Origin of the sequence: Massilia sp. CT11-137 (assembly GCF_047302885.1) — a bacterium.
GTDB lineage: Bacteria > Pseudomonadota > Gammaproteobacteria > Burkholderiales > Burkholderiaceae_D > Telluria > Telluria orientalis.
Genome location: NZ_JBKYMP010000001.1, coordinates 2,831,765 through 2,851,243 on the forward strand (window position 1 = coordinate 2,831,765; position 19,479 = coordinate 2,851,243).

Consider the following 19,479-nt stretch of genomic DNA (forward strand, 5'->3'; position numbering starts at 1 on the left):
GCGCGGGGGTCATGCTTCACAGACGGTGGCGGGCGCGGTTTAGTTCCATTCGACGTGGGAGGTTGGCGACCGGCCGGTACGATCGGCCCGCCCGAGCGCGCTATCGATCACGCCATGGCACAGCGCCACCTGCGCCGCATCCTGTTGCAGCAGCCGCAGCCGGCGCCGCAGCGGCGCCCAGCCGGTCCAGGCCGCCATCCGGTCGGTGCTGCCGGGCAGCGGCGCCGGTTCCGCCTGCGCGGCCCCGAGCGTGCCGCGCAGGCGGGCGAACGCGTGCCCGAGCGTGGCCTCGACTTCCGCGCGCGGCAGGTTGTCCGCGTAGCGCTGCAGCAGCAGGCGCAGCGCGGCCATGTGCGCCATCAGCAGGTAGTTCTGCACCGTGAAGCGGTTCAGCTCGGCAGGCGCGCGCTGCTGGGAGGCCGGCTCGTCGAGCATGCGGCCCAGCGCCGCGCTGAGGTTCGCGAGGGCGTCCATGAAGCGCTTGCGCTGGATCCGGTAGCGGGCATCGTCGACCGCGCGTTCCAGCAGCAGGTCTTCGGCGGCGTCGATGTAGCCGCGGTTCGCGTCGGTCACGGCGTCCACCAGTTCCGGCAGGTGCTGGTGTTCCCAGTTCGGCAGCACGTAGCTGAAGAACGAGGCGATCAGCGCGCCGAGCAGCGTGTCGAGCAGGCGTTGTTCGATGGCGCCGGCAAAATGCGGCACGGTCAGGCCGATCAGCAGCAGGGCCTGCACGCTGGCGGCGATCGCCGTGTAGCGGTACTTGATCGACAGGAAGGTCGGCCCGGCCGCGGTCGCGACGAACAGGAAGCCGATCAGCACGGCCGGCGAATGGACGAAGCGGAGGATCAACGCCGTGAGCACGCAGCCGATCAGCGTGCCGACCAGGCGGTCGGTGCGGCGCTGGCGCGTCATGCTGAACGTCGGCTTGAGGATCACGGCGATCGTCAGCGCCGTCCAGTAGCCGTGCGACGTGTACGGCAGCCATTCGGACGACAGCAGGCCCACCGAGATCGCCATCGCCACGCGCAGCGCGAACCGGAACGTGGGCGACGTCCAGCGCAGGTTGGCGACGAGCGTGCCCAGGTTGTAGCGCTGCTGGGTGAGGAAGGGCGTCAGGTCGCTGCCCGGCGCCATCGGGAGTGTCCCGCCCTCCGTCCCGCTGGCGGCGTGCAGGCGCGCGATCATCGCGATCATGTCGCGGATCTTGTTGGACGTGGCGCGCAGCACGGCCTGCGGATTGACCTCGTCGCTGTCGGCCGGGGGCAGGGCGCGCAATGCCGTCTCCAGCGCGGCCAGCTCGGGGCGGTAATCGGTATCGGCATGCGACGGGCGGTCGCGCGTCATGGCGTATGCCGCCGATTCGATGTCGCGCGCCGCCTTGCCGATCAGGTCGCCCAGCAGCGGCAGCACGGGGCCGCCCGCGAAATGCTGGCGCAGCAGGGCGTAATCGGTGTGCGTCGAGAGCACCAGTTCGTACAGGTCGAACATGGCGTAGTGCACGCGCACGAGGACGGCCTCGTCGTCCCTGGGCTTGCCGCGCAGGACCAGGTCGCGCGACGCCTGCTGGCGCTCGGCCAGCACGCTTTGCTGGCGCACGAGCTTTTCCATCTGCGCCGGCAGCGGGTTGGCCATGTCGTAGCAGCCGGCCTTGATGCCCGTGTAAGCGGCCAGTTCGTACAGCGCTTCGGCCAGCACCTGCTGCTTCAGGCGGCGCCGCAGCCGCCAGACGACGACCATCGCATACGTCATGTAGCCGGCACCGCCCGCGAAGAACAGGGCCCCCTGGCGCAGCGCCTGCAGCGGCGTGGCGGCGGCGTCGCTCGACAGCATCATCACGAACAGCGCGACGAACTGCAGCGGCATCGCCTTGCGGCCGTACACGGTCATCATGCTGGCGAGGAAGGAGACGAGCACGATGACGGTGCGCAGCAGCCATTGCACGGGCGAACACAGGCTGACGAGCAGCGCCACCAGCGAGCACGTCAGCACGCCGGCCAGCATCTCGTTGAACTTGTGGCGCAGCGGGCTGGGCAGGTCCATCAGGCTCGTGCACAGCGCGCCCATCGCCACCGCCATCGCGGTCGGCAGGTCGGCGACGGCATACGTCAGGAACGTCAGGCCGACGACGCCCGTGGCGATGCGCAGGCCGGTATAAAAGTAGTGACTGAAGAAGAGCGTGCGCGGCGCGAGGGCGTAATGCATGTGGGGACGCGTCAGCAATGGACGAGTCATTATAGCGTCGCCGGCGTCCCTATGCCGCCATCCGGAAATCGTACGCGGCATCGTTGGCGCACGCCCGGGCGCGCACGGCCATCGGCTGGGTCTCGCTGAGCAGGGTGATCATCGCCGGCACGTCGAGCCCGTCGAGCGCGGCATGGAAGCGGCGGATGAGCTCGCGGCACAGCTTTTCGTCCGGCGGCGTGTCGCCCTCGGTTGCGCGCAGGCGGCGCCGCGCGCGCGACAGGTGCTGGCGCGCGTTCGCCGGTGTCGTGCCGAGCGCGGCCGCGATGTCGGCGTGGCCGCATTCGAACACGTCGAACAGGACCAGCGCCAGCCGCTCGGACGGCGACAGCCGGGCGAGGAGCCGGGCCAGCGCGTCGCCCGCGTCCGCACGCCGCAGCAGCGCCTCGTCCGGCGGGACGGGCGGCGCGGCGGGCACGAGTTCCATGGCGGCGTGCGCGGCCTGCGTCTCGCGCGCGCGCCGGCGCAGGCGGTCGATCGACTGGTGCCGCACGACGGTCGTCAGCCACGCCGCGGGCGTCGCCAGCGCGGCCCGGTCCGCGGCCTGCCATTTCAGGAAGCAGTCCTGCACGACGTCCTCGGCGTCCGCCGCGCTGCCGACGATGCGCAGGCTGAGCGCGATCAGGCGCGGACGCAATTGTTCGAACACGTCGGTGGCGCTGGTGCATGGCATCGTGCATCTCCTCGCTGGTGGTGGTCCCGCTTGACGCCCGGCGCGGCCCGGATGTGACACGCCGCCGGCATATTTTTTACGCCGTCACACGGCGCCCGGCGGCAAGCGTCATGAGGCACCTTCCACCACCGAAAGGACCATCATGAACTTCGTCCCCACCGTCATCGAACAGACCGGCCGCGGCGAACGCGCTTTCGACATCTATTCCTGCCTGCTGAAGGAACGCGTCGTCTTCCTCGTCGGCGAAGTGACGGAACAGTCGGCCAACCTGATCGTCGCGCAACTGCTGTTCCTCGAATCGGACAATCCGGACAAGGACATCTCACTGTACATCAACTCGCCCGGCGGGTCCGTGTATGCGGGAATGGCCGTGTACGACACGATGCAGTTCATCCGCCCCGCCGTGTCCACGCTGTGCACGGGCTTCGCCGCCAGCATGGGCTCGTTCCTGCTGGCGGCTGGCGCGCCCGGCAAACGGTACGCATTGCCGAACGCCCGCATCATGATCCACCAGCCGCACGGCGGATCGCAGGGCGTCGCGGCCGACATCGACATCCAGGCGCGCGAGATGCTGTACCAGCGCCACCGCCTGAACACGATCCTCGCGGAACGCACGGGGCAGACCCTGGCGCGGATCGAGAAGGACACGGACCGCGACCGCTACATGTCCGCCGCCGAGGGCGTCGAGTATGGCCTCATCGACCGGGTGCTGGAGGCGCGCGGTGCCGGCTGACCTGGGCGTCGTTATGAAAACCGCCAGCTCCACCAACAATTTTTCGCAGGCGTGGATACGCCATCGTGTGCGGTCAATCTTCTCAGATATGTTTCGGAGATTCTTGCGATTCGGCTTGATGGAGACAAGCCGAACGTAGGGATCGGCGCCTGCGCAGAATCAGGCGTTGCCTTACTTCATATGCATAACAAATCTTAGGAGGCATTACATGAAGTTGATCAATGCAACACTGCTCGCGGCGGCCGCATTGGCCGTCCAGCAGCCGGCGATGGCGTATTCGTGGGGAAATGTCGGCATCGGCGGCGGCGGATTCGTGTCCGCCGTCATTCCCAGCAAGACGGAAGCGAACGTCGTGTACGCACGCACGGACGTCGGCGGCGCGTACCGGTGGGACAATGCCAGCGGCCGCTGGGTGTCGCTGCTGGACTGGGTGGCGGAAGACCAGGTCGGCTTCCTCGGCGTCGAAGCGCTCGCGGTCGACCCGAAGAACGCCGCCAATGTCTACATGACCGTCGGGATCAATTATTTCAACAACGGCAAGACCGCGGTGCTGCGTTCGTCCGATTACGGCAGGACGTTCAGCGTCGCCGAAGTGACGAGCCAGTTCAAGGCGCACGGTAACGGCATGGGCCGCCAGAACGGCGAGCGGCTCGTCGTCGACCCGGGCTCGAGCAATGTGCTGTATGCCGGTACGCGCCAGAGCGGGCTGTTCAAGAGCACGAACTATGGCGCGAGCTGGGCCAGGGTGACGGCGCTGAACGTGACGACGACGCCCAACGACAATGGCATCAGCCTCGTCCTGGCCGATCCGTCCAGCGTGTCGGGCGGCGTGGCGCAGCGGCTGCTGGTCGGCGTCTCGCGCTACGGCTCGGCGGGCGCCAACCTGTACCGCAGCGATAACGCGGGCGCGTCGTTCAGCGCCATCTCCGGCAGCCCGTCCGGCCTGATGCCGCAGCGCGCCGCGTTCGACGGCGCCGGCAACGTGTACATCACGTATGCCAACGGTGCGGGACCGAACGGCAACAGCTCGGGCTCGGAACCCATGAACAGCGGCCAGATCTGGCGCTACACGATCTCGAACGGCGCGTGGACCAACGTGACCCCGTCCGGCGTCAACGCGGCCTTCAGCGGCATCAGCGTGGACCCGGCCAATTCGCAGCGCCTGGTCGCGTCGACGATCAACCAGTACATGCAGCAGGGCGACAGCTGGGGCGACCATGTCTACATCTCGACCAACGGCGGCGCCAGCTGGACCGACGTGATCAACCGCGGCTTCGTCCGCGACAATGGCGGCGTGCCCTGGATCAACGGCAAGGCGATCCACTGGGCCGGCGTGGCCGTGTTCGATCCGTTCAACAACAAGGCCGTGTGGGTGACCTCGGGCAACGGCATCTTCAAGACGGCGAATATCGACGCGGTGCCGACCACGTGGACGTTCACAGTCAAGGGTCTGGAAGAAACGGTGCCGCTGAATATCAACAGCATCCCGGGCGGCCCGGTGCTGTCCGCCATCGGCGACTACGACGGCTTCCTGCACTACAACATCGACGCGTACACGAACCCGCAATTCTCGCCGACGATGGGCACGACCACGGGCCTGGCCGTCGCCGACGCCAACAAGAACCTCGCGGTGCGGGTCGGGAACAAGATGTACACGTCGGCCAATGGCGGCGTGAACTGGAACCAGACCAATATGAATGGCACCTACGGCCAGGTGGCCTTGTCGGCCAGCGGCACGGTCCTGCTGCACAACCCGTCCAATTCGTCGACCATGTACCGTTCCACCAACATGGGCGGAACCTGGTCGACGGTGGGCGGCCTCAGCGTCAACAATGCGCGTCCGGTCGCGGATCCGGCCAATGCCAGCAAGTTCTACGTGTACAACCCGGCCGACGGCAGCTTCATGATCAGCACGGACAGCGGCGCGTCGTTCTGGAAGTTCAACACGCTGGCCACGTGGGGCAGCGACGTGATCCGCGCCGCGCCGGGCCGCGAAGGCGATATCTGGGTGCCGCTGAACTGGGGCGGCCTCGCCCGGACCACGAGCTCGGGCTGGCAATTCAGCAATATCGCCAATGTCACGTATTGCGGCGCGGTCGGCTTCGGCAAGGCTGCGGCGGGCGCGTCGTATCCGACCGTGTTCATCTGGGGCACCATCGGCGGCGTGACCGGCGTGTACCGGTCCACCGACGCGGGGCAGAGCTGGACCCGCATCAACGACAACGCGCACCAGTACGGCGGTCCGGGCAACGGCCATTTCGTCGTCGGTGACATGAACACGTTCGGCGTGGTCTACATGAGCACGGCGGGACGGGGGATCGTGGTCGGCAAGCCGTAAGCCGTTGCGTTGTGAACACGCCTCTTGTCAGAACAGATTGTTTCCGTACGGAACTGTGCTAATCTGGCCGGAAGCGTGTTCCCACCGATTCCTTCGAGCCGTGCAACCTTCTCATGCCCCCCATCGACCGGTTGCCGGCCTCGACCTGACAGACGCGCTGCTGGTCGGCGCGCTCGTCTTCATCTGTTCCATCTTCGGCATCTACACGGCGCCGCCGGGCGTGCTGGCCGCGTTCTGGCCCACGAACGCCGTCCTCGTCGGGCTGCTGTTGCGGCGCGCCCATCCGCCGACAGCGGCGCACTGGCTGGCCGCCATCGCCGGCTACATCGTTGCCGACCTGATCATGCAGCACGGCTGGCCCAAGACCCTCATGCTCACGACGACCAATCTGATGGGCGTGTCGGTGTGTTATGCGCTGCTGAAACGGATGAGCGACGACATGCGCGGCCTGCGCCATCCGCGCTCGATGCTGCGTTTCGTGCTGGTGGCGCTGTGCGGCGCCGCGGCGGCCGGCGTGGGCGGCACCGTGATCCACCCGGCGCTGTTCGGCGGCACGCGGGCGTATGGCTTCCTGTTCTGGTTTTCGACGGAGCTCGTCAACACCATCGCGATCCTGCCCGTGCTGCTGACGATGCCGGACCTGGCGCGCCGGCTGGCGCGACGCCGACGCCGCGGCGACGCACCCGCCTGGCGCATCGGCCACCTCGCGCCGCTGGCCGCGTTCGCGGGCAGCCTGTGGCTGGAGACGCAGCTGGGCGGGCCCGGCGTGATCTCCTTTCCGATTCCCGCCATGCTGTGGTGCGCGCTGACGTACAGCCTGTTCGCCACGGCGGGCATCACCTTGCTGTTCTCGATGTGGACCCTGCTCGCGATCGCCAGCGGCATGCTCGCGATCGGCGCTGCCGTCGATACTCCGCAGGCCGTCATGTCGCTGCGCGTCGGGGTGACGTTGACGGCACTGGCTCCGCTGGCCGTCGCGAGCGTGATGGTGGCCCGCAACGAACTACTGGCGCGGCTGCGGCACGCGGCGTCGCACGATCCGCTCACGCAAGTGCTCAACCGCGGCGGCTTCATGGCGCGTGCGGACAGCGTGCACGCGGCCGCCGTGCTGATGATGGATATCGATTTTTTCAAGAAGGTCAACGACACTCACGGCCACGCGGCCGGTGACGAAGTGCTGACCCATTTCGCGCGCGTGGTGGCGGGGTGCCTGCGCGCGGGCGACGTGCTGGGACGCCTGGGCGGCGAGGAATTCGCCGTGCTGCTGCCCGGCTGCGATCCCGAGGACGCGCGCGCGATCGCGCAGCGCATCTGCGACGCGTTCGCGGCGCAGCCGGCCGTGCTGGAGGGCGGCGTGCGCCTGCACGCCACCGTCAGCATCGGCCTGGGCTGCCGGGACGCCCCGGACACGCCCGTCGGCACGTTGCTGTCGCAGGCCGACGCGGCGCTCTACAGCGCCAAGCACGCCGGCCGCAACCGCGTCGTCGTCGCCTAGACGCCCACCATCGAGATGGCCTTCGTGTTGAGGTAGGCTTCCAGCGCTTCCGGACCGCCTTCGGAACCGTAGCCCGAATCCTTGACGCCGCCGAACGGCAGCTCGGCGCTCGGCGTGGCCGGCTGGTTAATCCACAGCATGCCCACTTCCACGCGGTTCATCAGCAGGTGCGCGTTCTTGATCGAGCGCGTGAACGCGTAGCCGGCCAGGCCGTACGGCAGGCGGTTCGCTTCCGCGATCGCCTCCTCGAGGCTGTCGAAGCCGCGGATGCCGGCGACGGGGCCGAACGGTTCGTCGTTGAAGATCGACGCTTCCAGCGGCACGTCGGCGAGGATTGTCGGCGCGAAGAAGTTGCCCGCATCGCCCACGCGCTTGCCGCCCGTCGCGACGATGGCGCCCCTGGCTTGCGCATCCTCGACCATCTTCGCCATCGCCGTCACGCGGCGCGAATTGGCGAGGGGACCGAGGGTCGTGCCCTCAAGCAGGCCGTCGCCCAGTTTCAGGCCTTCCGCATGCGCGACGAAGGCGCGCGTGAACTCGTCCTTGATCGCGTTGTGCACGAGGAAGCGGGTCGGGGAGATGCAGACCTGGCCCGCGTTGCGGAACTTGGCGGCGCCGGCGGCCTTGACGGCCAGGGTCACGTCCGCGTCTTCGGCGACGATCACCGGCGCATGGCCGCCCAGTTCCATCGTCACGCGCTTCATGTGCGCGCCGGCCAGCGCGGCGAGCTGCTTGCCGACCGGCGTGGAACCCGTGAAGGTGACCTTGCGGATGACCGGGTGCGGGATCAAATAGCCCGAGATCTCGGCCGGATCGCCGAACACGAGGCCCACGACGCCGGCCGGTACGCCCGCGTCGACGAAGCACTGGAACAGCGCGGCCGGGGAGGCCGGGGTCTCTTCCGGCGCCTTGCACAGGAACGAGCAGCCGGTGGCCAGCGCGGCGGCCAGCTTGCGGACGACCTGGTTGATCGGGAAGTTCCACGGCGTGAAGGCGGCGACGGGGCCGACCGGTTCCTTCAGCACGAGCTGCTGCGCCTGCGGGTTGCGGGCCGGCACGATACGGCCGTACACGCGCATGCCCTCGGCCGCGAACCAGTCGATGATCTCGGCGCCGGCCAGCGCTTCCATTTTTGCTTCCGCAAGCGGTTTGCCCTGTTCCTGGGTCAGCAGGCGGGCGATGTCGCCGGCGCGTTCGCGCAGCAGGCTGGCGGCGCGGCGCATGATGGCGGCGCGCTCGGCGGCGGGCACGAAGCGCCATTTCTCGAAGCCCTGCTGGGCGGCGGCGAGGGCGCGGTCCAGGTCGGCGATGGCCGCGTGCGCGACGGAGCCGATCGCCTGGCCCGTGGCCGGGTTCACGACCGGGATCGTCTTGCCGCCGGTGGCGTCGACCCATTCGTTGGCGATCAGGAGGCGGGTGTCGGGATAGCTGGAGGTGGTCATGGGTCCTCTATGAGTTGTCGGATGCAGAGAACGCAATGATCGCACCGCTGCGGATTGTTTGCTTAACACCGTGTGAAATCGGTGTGAGTGTTTGCGCATAACACGAATGTTAGCAAACACTGGTAGCGTATATCATGCGCTCGGGATGACGATACCATTTGCGATATCGGTCGCGCAAAAAATTCCATTGGTCGCTGGGATGTTTGATATTTAGATTAGCATTTTATATTTAATCAACACTTTTTTAACCAAAAAGTGGTATTGCCAGGCGAAACTGGAAGTTTGTTTGCGCAACCATTTGGTTGGCTTTCTACCATCCAGAAAACAAAAAGAAGAGAGGACGACACAATGAACTACCACGCCATCCGCGCGACCTGACGCGCACGACCTGATTCCCCGACAGTCCCGCCGACCGGGATCCGAGCACCTCGAACGCGTGTTCGAACGCTATTACCGGGCCGACGCGGCGCGCGGCGCGGGGAACTCGATCGGCGATTTCCGCCCTGACGCCGACTGGCGTCAGGGCGTCCACACGACCCGCACGGCGAGCGCGCGTTCGTATTCGCTGCGCGTGGCGGCCGACCCGAATTCCGCATGGCGCGGATCGAACAGATTCTGGCCGATGATCGACAGCTCGACGCCGCGGCGGATGCGCCAGCCCCAGCGCGCATCGACGGCCGTGTACGCGGGCACGCTCGGGCGCGGCAGCGCGCCCACGTGGCGCAAGGTGACGTCGAATTCCTGGCCGGCGCCGATGTCGTACGAGGAGCGCACCTGCCAGTAATGCGTCGGGTCGCTCGTGAACAGGCCCGTCGCTCCCGACAGGTCGCGGCTACCGGGCTCCAGGGTGGTGCCGACGCGCTGCACGACGCCGCCGCCGGACAGGCGCCACGCATCCGCCGCCTGCCACGTGGCCCACGCTTCGATGCCGCGCGTGAGGCCGTCCGCCCGGTTCTCGAACACGGAACCCGGGCCGGACGGATTCGGCTCCAGCGTGCGCAGCCGGTCGTAGCGGCTGAAGAACAAGGTGGTCGAATACGACAGGGACGCCGAGGGCCGGCCGCGGTAGCCCAGTTCGAACACCTTGGCCGTCTCCGATTCGAACCCGGGACCACCCGCCACGCCATACTGCGGCACGCCGTTTACGACGGGCGGCCGGATGGGACTGTACAAATCGCGGTCGATGCGCGACGGCGCCCGCACGGCGCGCGACAGCGACGTCCACACGAGGGCAGCCGGCCGCGGATTCCACGCGAGGCGCAAGGTGGGCAGCATTTCGACGCCCGTGTAATTGTTGTCCTCGATTTTCAGGCCGGCCGTGAGGCGCAGGTTGTCGCGCAGCGCGATCTCGTCCTGCGCGAACAGGTTCGCCCAGCGCAGGTTCAGCGTTCCGGGCAGGAAGCCGAACGCGGGGCCGTTCTCGACGCGGTCGTGGCCCAGGCGGTAGCCGCCGCCCCACACGACATGGTGGCTGCCGCCGACGTGCACGGCGTGCTGCAACTGCAGGTCGAACGTGTCGAGGCGTTCGTGGAAGGCGTTCGGCTGGTCGCGCTCCGTGTGGTCCCAGTACAGCTGGACGGTGGCCGACGAGCCGTCCCCGAACGTGCGCGCCGCGCGCCCCAGCAGGTTGGCGCCGGCGACCCTGATGTCGCGCGTATTCGCCTGGCGCAGCCGCGCGTCGTAAACGTCGCCCTGGACCGTGAGCCCATCGCCCCAGTCCGTGCGGAACCCGGCCTGGTCGCGGTGCCAGCCCGTTTGCGTGGTGGCGCCCGCCGCCGTGTGCGTGTCGTCGTTTTCGGCGTGCTTGGCGTAGGCGCGATAGTGGCCGTCGCCTTTCATCCGGCCGCCGTAGCGCACGGCGCCGTCGCGCGCATCCTTGCCGAGGGTCGCCGCCAGCAGCGCGCCCTGCGTGGCGGCGGACGACTTCGTGATGATGTTGATGACGCCGTTGACGGCATTCGCACCCCACAAGGTCGCGCCCGGGCCGCTGATCACTTCGATGCGCTCGACGTCGTCCAGCACCACGTCCTGCACGTCCCAGAACACGCCGGAGAACAGGGGAGAGTACACGGTGCGGCCGTCGATCAGCACGAGCAGCTTGTTTTCGAACGGGCTGGAAAAGCCGCGCGCCGTGACCGCGTAATTGCGCGCATCGACGCGCGCCACCTGCAGGTTGGGCGCGAGCCGCAGCGCTTCCGGCAGCGACGCGGCGCCCGCGCGGCGGATGTCGTTGCCCGTGATGACGAAGATGGAGGCCGCCGCGTCGGACAGCGATTCCGACCGTTTCGATACGGACGTGACCTGGATGTTGGCCAGTTCTTCCAGGCTCAGTTCCGCGATATCGTCGTTCTGTGCGGGGACGATGGCCCTGGCGGCCGGCGCGGCGAGGAGGGCGGCGAGGAGGGCGGAGACCCGGACGGCCGCGGGAGGAAACAATGTGGAACTGAGCATGGTAACAGGACACATTTAGTCGAATTCGCAAGATTGTATTGCAGAAATCGATTTGTTACCGATACCATCGTGCCGTGCGCGGCTTCCACTTTTTTTATGACGGCGATAAGCAATTTCATAATTGCGGAGACGGGACACAATTCGGACAATCCGACAAAATCCAACGGAGACACTGTGAACACATTCATCCCAGCGCACGGCCGCCGCCGGCGCGCCCTGGCCGGCCTGTTGCTGGCCGCCGCCGCATGCGCGCTGCCGGGCGCGGCGTCCGCACAGACGACCCCCGCCGCCGCGCCGGCCGCCGGAGCAGCGTCCGCCGACGGCGACGCGGCCGCCCGCATCGCCTGGTGGCGCCAGGCCCGCTTCGGCATGTTCATCCACTGGGGGCTGTATGCCATCCCCGGCCGCGGCGAGTGGGCGCAATTCATGGAACAGACCCCGGTGAACGAATACGCGAAGCTGGCCGGCCAGTTCAAGCCGCGCCACTTCGACCCGGACGGGTGGGCGCAGCTGGCGAAGTCCGCGGGCATGAAATACATGGTGTTCACGTCGCGCCACCACGACGGCTTTGCGATGTTCGACGACGGCGACAATCCGTTCTCGAGCACGAAGACGGCCGCGCAGCGCGATTTCGTCGCGGACTACGTGAAGGCCGCGCGCAAGGCCGGCATGGGCGTGGGGCTGTATTACTCGCCGCTGGACTGGCGCTATCCGGGCTACTTCTTCCCCGACCTGTACCGGGACAGCGCGGAAGCGATGCGCGCCCAGTACCACCGCCAGATGGAAAAACTGCTGTCCAACTACGGCAAGCTCGACGTGCTGTGGTTCGACGGCGGCGAGACCGACTGGCTGAGCTTCGGCGGCGACTGGTCCGCCGCGCAGTGGCAGAAGCGCGCGCCCGGCAAGCACTACGGCGGCGGCTTCGACTGGCAGCACGACAAGGTGCACACGATGCTGCGCCGCCTGCAGCCGAACGTCGTCATCAACGGCCGCGCGGACATGAAGGAAGACTTCCACTCGCGCGAAGGCGACGGCGCGCTGGGCGACTACGACGACCAGCATCCGTGGGAGCTGTGCACGACGATCGCCGGCGCCTGGGGCTACCAGCCGAACATGCAGCCGAAGCCCCTGAAGCACTACATCCAGCTGCTGGCGAACGTGGCGGGACGCGACGGCAACCTGCTGCTCAACGTGGGGCCCGACCCCGACGGCCGCATCGATCCGGCGCAGGCCCAGCGCCTGCGCGAGATCGGCGCGTGGCTGGGCAAGCATGGCGACAGCATCTACGGCACCCGCGGCGGGCCGTTCCTGCCGGGCAGCTGGGGCGCGTCCACGCGCCGCGGCAACACGGTCTATGTCCACGTGCTGAACTGGCCGGGCGACAAGCTCGCGCTGCCGGCGCTCCCGGCCCGCGTCGTGCGCGCGTCCGTGCTGGGCGGCGGCGCGGCGAAGGTCGAGCAATCCGCGCGCGGCATCGAGATTTCGGTACCGGCCGCCGCGCGCGACGACATGGACACTGTGGTGGCACTGCAACTGGATGCGTCCGCCGAAGGGCTCGCGCCCGTGCGCTGAAAAAACGTTCGCCGCTCCGGTGGATTTCATCATTGCCCGCGCAGGCCGGGTATCCGCACAATGATGATTTTCTACCTGGAGCACGAATGCGTTCGCAGACGGCGACCCTTACCCGGGCGGCCCTGATCCGCCTGGCGGCCCGAGCCGCCACGGCGCTTGCCATATTGACCGGCGTGGTCCATGCCGCAACCCCTGCCGCGGCCGCGGCCGAAGCACCTACCGCGCGCCAGCGGCAGAATTTCAACGCCGGCTGGCGCTTCCACCTGGGCGACATCGGCGGCGCCGAGAAGGTCGACTTCGACGACGGCGACTGGCAGGCCGTGGGTCTCCCGCACAGTTTCAGCACGCCTTACTTCCAGGCGCCCGAGGTGTACGTCGGCTACGGCTGGTACCGCAAGGATCTCGTGCTGCCGCAAGGGACCGCCGGGCGCCGCTGGACGCTCGAGTTCGAAGCCGCGTTCCAGACGGCCGAGGTGTACGCCAACGGCCGCAGGATCGCGCGCCACCGCGGCGGCTATACCGGCTTTCCCGTCGACCTGACCGGCGCCCTGCACCCGGGGCGCAACGTGATCGCCGTCCGCGTCGACAACACCTGGGACCCGACGCTCGCGCCGCGCGCCGGCGAACATATCTTCAGCGGCGGCATCTACCGCGACGTCTGGCTCGTGACGACGGACGACGTGCACGTCCCGTGGACCGGCACGGCCGTAACCACGCCGGGCCTGACGGGCCGCAGCGGCGCCGTGCGCGTGGCGACGGAGGTGCGCAACGACGGTCGCAAACCGGTCAAGGTGACGGTGCGCACCCGCATCGCCGACGGCCGCGGCGCCACCGTCGCCGTGCTGCCCGACGCGGCCGTCCGCGTGCCGCCGGGGCAGACGCTGGACGTCGCGCAGGAGTCCGCGCGGCTGGCGGGCCTCGAGCTGTGGAGTCCCGAGACGCCCACGCTGTACCGCGCCGTCACGACGCTCGACGTGGCGGGGCGCCAGCGCGACCGCTTCGAGACGTCGTTCGGCTTCCGCACCATCAAGTGGACGGCCGACCAGGGCTTTTTTCTCAACGGCGAGCACCGCTACTTCCGCGGCGCCAACGTGCACCAGGACCAGGCCGGATGGGGCGACGCCGTGACGAATGCCGCCATCGACCGCGACGTGCAGCTGATGAAGGACGCCGGTTTCGATTTCATCCGCGGCTCGCACTATCCGCACGACCCGCATTTCGCCGAGGCGACCGATCGGATCGGCATGCTGTTCCTGCCGGAGGCGCCGTTCTGGGGCACGGCCGGCATGAGGAGCCCGTGGAGCCGGTCCGCCTATCCGCCCGAAGCCGAACACCAGGCCGCGTTCGAGGACAGCGTCAAGCAGCAGCTGGCGGAACTCATCCGCATCAACCGCAACCATCCGTCCGTCGTCGCGTGGGGCATGGACAACGAGGTCTTCTTCACCGACAAGGAGACCTTGCCGGCCGTGCGCAAGCTGCTGGCGGACGAGGTGGCGCTGTCGCACAAGCTCGATCCCACGCGGCCCGCTGCCGTCGACGGCGCGCAGCGGGGAGACATCGACCGCATCGGCGACATCGCCGGCTACAACGGCGACGGCGCCGTGCTGTTCCCGAATCCCGGCATCGCCAACTTCGTCGCGGAGTACGGCTCGACCATCTCGGACCGGCCGGGCGAATACGACCCGGGCTGGGGCGACATCGAACGCACGCCGGGCGCGAAGGCGGGCGAGCCGGCGTCGTGGCGCTTCCCGTGGCGCGCGGGCGAAGCCGTATGGGCCGGGTTCGACCACGGCTCGATCGCGGGCAAGTTCGGCTCGATGGGCCTCGTCGATTATGCGCGGCTGCCGAAGCGCAGCTGGTACTGGTACCGCAATGCCTACCGCGGCATCGCGCCGCCCGCGTGGCCGCAGCCGGGCCAGCCGGCCGCCCTACGGGTGACGGCCAGCAGTCCCGTCATCCGCCACGCGGACGGCACGGACGACGTGCAACTGGTCGTGACGGTGTTGGATGCGGCCGGCAGGGCGCTGTCCAACAGCCCGCCCGTGAAGTTGGCGCTGGAAGCGGGGCCGGGCGAGCTGCCGACGGGACGCAGCATCGCGTTCACGCCGGACGGCGACATCCCGATCCGCGACGGCCAGGCCGCCATCGCGATGCGCAGCTGGCAGCGCGGCACGACGCGCATCCGCGCGACGTCGCCCGGCCTCGCCGACGGCGTGCTGACGGTGGAGACGGTGGATGGTCCGGCCTTCGTCGACGGCGTGACGCCGCTGGCGGCCGACCGGCCGTACGTGCAACGCAAGATGGCGGTGGGGGGAGAGCAGGCGTTCGGCCTGAAGAATCCGACGCAGGCCAGTTCGAGCGCGGCCGATCACGCATCGTCGCTGGTCAACGACGGCGACGCTGCCACGTGGTGGGCGCCGGCGGCGGACGACGCGGCGCCGTGGATCGCCATCGACCCCGAGCGCATCGTGAATTACCGCCGGCTGGCGGTGCGGTTCGCGCCGGGTGGGCGCTGCGCCGTGACCGCGGAAGCGCAGGATACGGGCGGCGTGTGGCAGGTGCTGGACGACGTGCCGGCGGCGGCCGACACGTTCGACGTGCCGGTGCGCGCCGTCACGGGACGGCGCTTGCGGCTGCGCCTGGCGGGCGCCAACTGCCGCATCGCCGACGTCGTCATCACGGGGACGCCGGCGACCTTCTGGTGATCAGCGCACGTTCTGCTTCTTGATCAGTTGATCGAGCATGGCGTGTTCTTCTTCCGTCAAATCGGTCAGCGGCGCGCGCACCGGGCCGCCGTCGTGGCCGACGAGGCGGGCGCCCGCCTTCACGATCGACACGGCGTAGCCGGCCTTGCGGTTGCGGATCGCCAGGTAGGGCAGGAAGAATTCGTCCAGCAGGCGGTTCGTCGTCGCGTGGTCGTCCTGCGCGATCGCGTGATAGAAATCCATCGCCAGTTGCGGCATGAAGTTGAAGACGGCCGACGAGTACACGGGCACGCCCAGCGCCTTGTACGCGGCCGCATACACTTCCGCGGTCGGCAGGCCGCCCAGGTAGCTGAAGCGGTCGCCGAGGCGGCGCCAGATCGACACCATCAGTTCGATGTCGCCGATGCCGTCCTTGAAGCCGATCAGGTTGGGGCAGCGGTCGGCCAGCTGTTCCAGCGAGTCCGCGGTCAGGCGGCATTGCGCGCGGTTGTACACGACGACGCCGATGTTCACCGATTTGCAGACTTCTTCCACGTGCGCGACGAGGCCGTCCTGGCTCGCTTCCGTCAGGTAGTGCGGCAGCAGCAGCACGCCTTTCGCGCCCAGGCGCTCGGCTTCCTGCGCGAACGCGATCGCGGCGCGGGTCGGGCCGCCGACGCCGGCGAGGATCGGCACCTTGCCGGCGCACGTGTCGACCGCGGTCTTGATCACCTGCGAGTATTCGTCGTGCGTCAGCGAGAAGAATTCGCCGGTGCCGCCGGCCGCGAACAGGGCGGTGGCGCCGTACGGGGCGAGCCATTCCAGGCGTTCGATGTAAGTGTTCTTGCGGAAGTTGCCTTCGGCATCGAAGTCGGTGATGGGGAAGGACAGCAGGCCGGACGACATCACTTGCTTGAGTTCTTGCGGATTCATTTGCGCTCCAGGGCGGTGGGTTTAACTTGTCAGACATCGTACAACTAAGCCCGCGACGTCGCAAGAATAATTTGCGATATCGTTGTTTCGGCGCCGGTCAGCCGGCGGTGCGCGTCGTCGCCCGTTCGACGAGCTGGAAGCCCACGTCGACCACGTTGTCCGCCGGCGCCTCGCCTTCGATCTTGGCGATGAGCGCCCGCGCCGCCTGCACGCCGATCGCGCGCTTGTCGACGTGGACGGACGAGATGGGAGGATGCGTGTACGCGGCGAAGTCGAAGTCGCCGAAGCCCATGATGCCGAGCGATCCGGGTACGGCGATGCCTTGCGCCTGCGCCTCGATGAGGGCGCCATGGGCCAGCACGTCGGAGCTGCACACGACGACGTCGGGCTGGTGGCCCTCGGCCAGGATCGCGCGCAGGCCTTCGCGGCCGAGATTCATCACGGTCGGCGGGGTGGCCATGTGCGTGGCGATGGGCACCACGCCATGCTGTTTCAGTTCCGCCTCCAGCGCCAGGCGCCGCCGGTTGGCGCGCTCGTCGCGCGCGCAGATCGATGCGAAACGCCTGTAGCCTTTACTTAAAAGGTATTGCGCGACCTTTTCGCCGACCCGTTCCTGCGAAAAGCCGATGGCGATGTCGATGGGGGAGGGCGTCAGGTCCCACGCTTCCACGACGGGCACGCCCGTCGCCAGCAGTTTCTTGCGCACGCCGGGGTGATGATGGATGCCGGTGAGGACGATGCCGTCGGGCTGGCGCGACAGGATCGCCGTCAGCAGGTCTTCTTCCTTTTGGCGCGAATAGTTCGACACCGACAGCAGCAACTGGTAGCCGTGCGCCGACAACTCGTCGTTGAGACCCTGCACCGTCTCCGCGAACATCGAGTTCGACAACTGCGGCACGATGGCGGCGATGAGCTGGCTGCGCTTCGTCGTCAGGCTGCCGGCCAGCATGTTCGGGATATAGCCCATCGCGGCCGCCGCTTCTTTCACGCGCGCGATCGTGTCCGGCTTGACGAGCTTGGGGTTGTGCAGCGCGCGCGATACCGTGATGGGAGAGAGGCCCGCCAGCCGCGCGACGTCCTTCAGCGTGATGCTTTTCGGCCGGTCTCCGTTGGTGGGGAGCGTGTCGTCTGCGGGGGCTATCATATTGTTGTGTTCTTTATCACTTGTACGACATCCGATCACAAAACGCTTGCGTTCGAAGATGATTGCGGTATCATACCAAACACCTCGGCCGACCTACCGGCCCTATTTTTAAGACAAGAATGATTGCGGTGTCATTTTTGGGCAAAGTGCGCGCTTGTTGTGCTTTGCTGTTAAATGATTGCGCAATCATGGAGACGCTGATGACTATCCCCCGCACCATCCGCATGCACGAGAACGACAACGTCGCCATCGTCGTCAACGCCGGCGGCCTGCCGGAAGGCACTATCTTCCCGGACGGGCTGACCCTGGCCACCCGCGTGCCGGAAGGGCACAAGGTGGCGCTCGTCGACATCGCCCAGGGCGCACCCATCGTCCGCTACGACGTGACGATCGGCCATGCGCTGCAACCGATCGCCCGCGGCACGTGGATCGAGGAATCGCTGGTCGGCATGCCGGCCGCGCGCGGGCTGGACGACCTGCCGAAGCCCGTCCGCGACCGCGTCCCGTTGCCGCCGCTGGAAGGCTATACATTCGAAGGCTTCCGCAATCCGGACGGCTCGGTCGGCACGCGCAACATCCTCGCCATCAGCGAGACGGTGCAGTGCGTGTCGGGTGTCGTCGCGTTCGCGGTCGACCGCATCAGGAAGGAGCTGCTGCCCCGGTACCCGCACGTGGACGACGTCGTCGCCATCGAGCACACGTACGGCTGCGGCGTCGCCATCGACGCGCCCGGCGCCGAGATCCCGATCCGGACGCTGCGCAATATCGCGAAGAACCCGAACTTCGGCGGCCGCGTGATGCTCGTGAGCCTGGGCTGCGAGAAGCTGCAGCCGGCGCGCATGTTCCCGCAGGGTTCGATCCCGATCCAGACGCCGAAACAAGAGCTGGATACCGTGTGCCTGCAGGATGCCGCGCACGTGGGCTTCGGCGACATGATCGACTCCATCATGCGCACGGCCGAGAAGCATCTGGCGGTACTGAACGAGCGCCGGCGCGAGACGGTGCCGGCGTCGGAACTCATCGTCGGCGTGCAGTGCGGCGGCAGCGACGCGTTTTCCGGCGTGACCGCGAATCCGGCCGTCGGCTTCGCGAGCGACCTGCTCGTGCGGGCGGGCGCCGCCGTCATGTTTTCCGAAACGACGGAAGTTCGCGACGGCATCGACCAGCTGACGGCGCGCGCCGCCGACGACGACGTCGCGCAGGCGATGATCCGCGAGATGGCGTGGTACGACGAGTACCTGAAACGGGGCGGCGTGGACCGCAGCGCGAACACGACGCCGGGCAACAAGAAGGGCGGCCTCGCCAACATCACGGAAAAGGCGATGGGGTCCATCATCAAGTCCGGCACGGCGCCGATCGCGGGCGTGCTGGCGCCGGGCGACAAGCTCCAGCAGAAAGGCCTCATTTACGCGGCCACGCCGGCCAGCGATTTCATCTGCGGCACCCTGCAGCTGGCCGCCGGCATGAACATGCACGTGTTCACGACGGGCCGCGGCACGCCTTACGGTCTGGCCGCCGTGCCGGTCGTGAAAGTCGCCACGCGCGACGATCTCGCACGCCGCTGGCACGACCTCATGGACATCAACGCCGGCCGCATCGCGACCGGAGACGCCACGATCGCGGACGTCGGCTGGGAGTTGTTCCACTTCCTGCTCGACGTGGCGAGCGGCCGCAAGAAGACGTGGGCCGAGCACTGGAAGCTCCATAACGCGCTCACGCTCTTCAATCCGGCGCCCGTGACCTGACCGCACGGACGACCGCACAAGCTAGAAA

Annotated in this window: 12 protein-coding genes; 6 read left to right on the plus strand and 6 right to left on the minus strand. The window is 67.9% G+C overall.

Annotated features, from left to right (window positions below):
• Positions 1 to 39: 39 nt before the first annotated feature.
• A complete protein-coding gene (locus tag ACEN98_RS12960; RefSeq protein ID WP_413384877.1) occupies positions 40 to 2,232 on the minus strand; it encodes an FUSC family membrane protein in 2,193 nt (730 codons plus the stop codon).
• A 19-nt stretch (positions 2,233 to 2,251) separates the two neighbouring features.
• Positions 2,252 to 2,914: a sigma-70 family RNA polymerase sigma factor gene (locus ACEN98_RS12965; protein WP_413384879.1), complete on the minus strand. Its 663-nt coding sequence runs from the start codon at positions 2,912 to 2,914 to the stop codon at positions 2,252 to 2,254.
• Between the two features lie 142 nt (positions 2,915 to 3,056).
• Between ACEN98_RS12965 and clpP the strand changes: the two genes are divergently transcribed.
• The 3 genes from clpP to ACEN98_RS12980 all read left to right on the plus strand — a co-directional run bounded on the left by clpP (position 3,057) and on the right by ACEN98_RS12980 (position 7,480).
• A complete protein-coding gene (gene clpP, locus ACEN98_RS12970; RefSeq protein ID WP_413384882.1) occupies positions 3,057 to 3,647 on the plus strand; it encodes an ATP-dependent Clp endopeptidase proteolytic subunit ClpP in 591 nt (196 codons plus the stop codon).
• A gap of 208 nt (positions 3,648 to 3,855) precedes the next feature.
• Positions 3,856 to 5,985 (plus strand): exo-alpha-sialidase, encoded by a 2,130-nt coding sequence (locus ACEN98_RS12975; RefSeq protein WP_413384885.1) that lies wholly within the window; start codon positions 3,856 to 3,858, stop codon positions 5,983 to 5,985.
• Between the two features lie 100 nt (positions 5,986 to 6,085).
• Positions 6,086 to 7,480, plus strand: coding sequence for a diguanylate cyclase (locus ACEN98_RS12980; protein WP_413384887.1), 1,395 nt, complete (start codon positions 6,086 to 6,088; stop codon positions 7,478 to 7,480).
• Here the strand turns inward: ACEN98_RS12980 and ACEN98_RS12985 are convergent.
• Both ACEN98_RS12985 and ACEN98_RS12990 read right to left on the minus strand, forming a co-directional pair.
• Entirely contained in the window at positions 7,477 to 8,922 is a 1,446-nt protein-coding gene (locus ACEN98_RS12985; protein ID WP_413384889.1) for an NAD-dependent succinate-semialdehyde dehydrogenase, read from the minus strand. The genes ACEN98_RS12980 and ACEN98_RS12985 overlap by 4 nt on opposite strands.
• A gap of 519 nt (positions 8,923 to 9,441) precedes the next feature.
• Positions 9,442 to 11,373 (minus strand): TonB-dependent receptor plug domain-containing protein, encoded by a 1,932-nt coding sequence (locus tag ACEN98_RS12990; protein ID WP_413384891.1) that lies wholly within the window; start codon positions 11,371 to 11,373, stop codon positions 9,442 to 9,444.
• A gap of 174 nt (positions 11,374 to 11,547) precedes the next feature.
• Here ACEN98_RS12990 and ACEN98_RS12995 point away from each other — a divergent pair, with 174 nt between their 5' ends.
• Positions 11,548 to 12,945: an alpha-L-fucosidase gene (locus ACEN98_RS12995; RefSeq protein WP_413384893.1), complete on the plus strand. Its 1,398-nt coding sequence runs from the start codon at positions 11,548 to 11,550 to the stop codon at positions 12,943 to 12,945.
• An 86-nt stretch (positions 12,946 to 13,031) separates the two neighbouring features.
• Entirely contained in the window at positions 13,032 to 15,650 is a 2,619-nt protein-coding gene (locus tag ACEN98_RS13000) for a glycoside hydrolase family 2 TIM barrel-domain containing protein (protein WP_413384895.1), read from the plus strand.
• On the opposite strand, the gene kdgD is transcribed toward ACEN98_RS13000, so the two are convergent.
• Both kdgD and ACEN98_RS13010 read right to left on the minus strand, forming a co-directional pair.
• On the minus strand, positions 15,651 to 16,562 hold the full coding sequence (gene kdgD / locus ACEN98_RS13005) for a 5-dehydro-4-deoxyglucarate dehydratase (protein ID WP_413384897.1): 912 nt from the start codon (positions 16,560 to 16,562) through the stop codon (positions 15,651 to 15,653).
• A 97-nt stretch (positions 16,563 to 16,659) separates the two neighbouring features.
• On the minus strand, positions 16,660 to 17,706 hold the full coding sequence (locus tag ACEN98_RS13010; RefSeq protein WP_413384899.1) for a LacI family DNA-binding transcriptional regulator: 1,047 nt from the start codon (positions 17,704 to 17,706) through the stop codon (positions 16,660 to 16,662).
• 200 nt (positions 17,707 to 17,906) lie between these two features.
• Between ACEN98_RS13010 and garD the strand changes: the two genes are divergently transcribed.
• On the plus strand, positions 17,907 to 19,451 hold the full coding sequence (garD, locus tag ACEN98_RS13015) for a galactarate dehydratase (protein WP_413384901.1): 1,545 nt from the start codon (positions 17,907 to 17,909) through the stop codon (positions 19,449 to 19,451).
• Positions 19,452 to 19,479 lie beyond the last annotated feature (28 nt).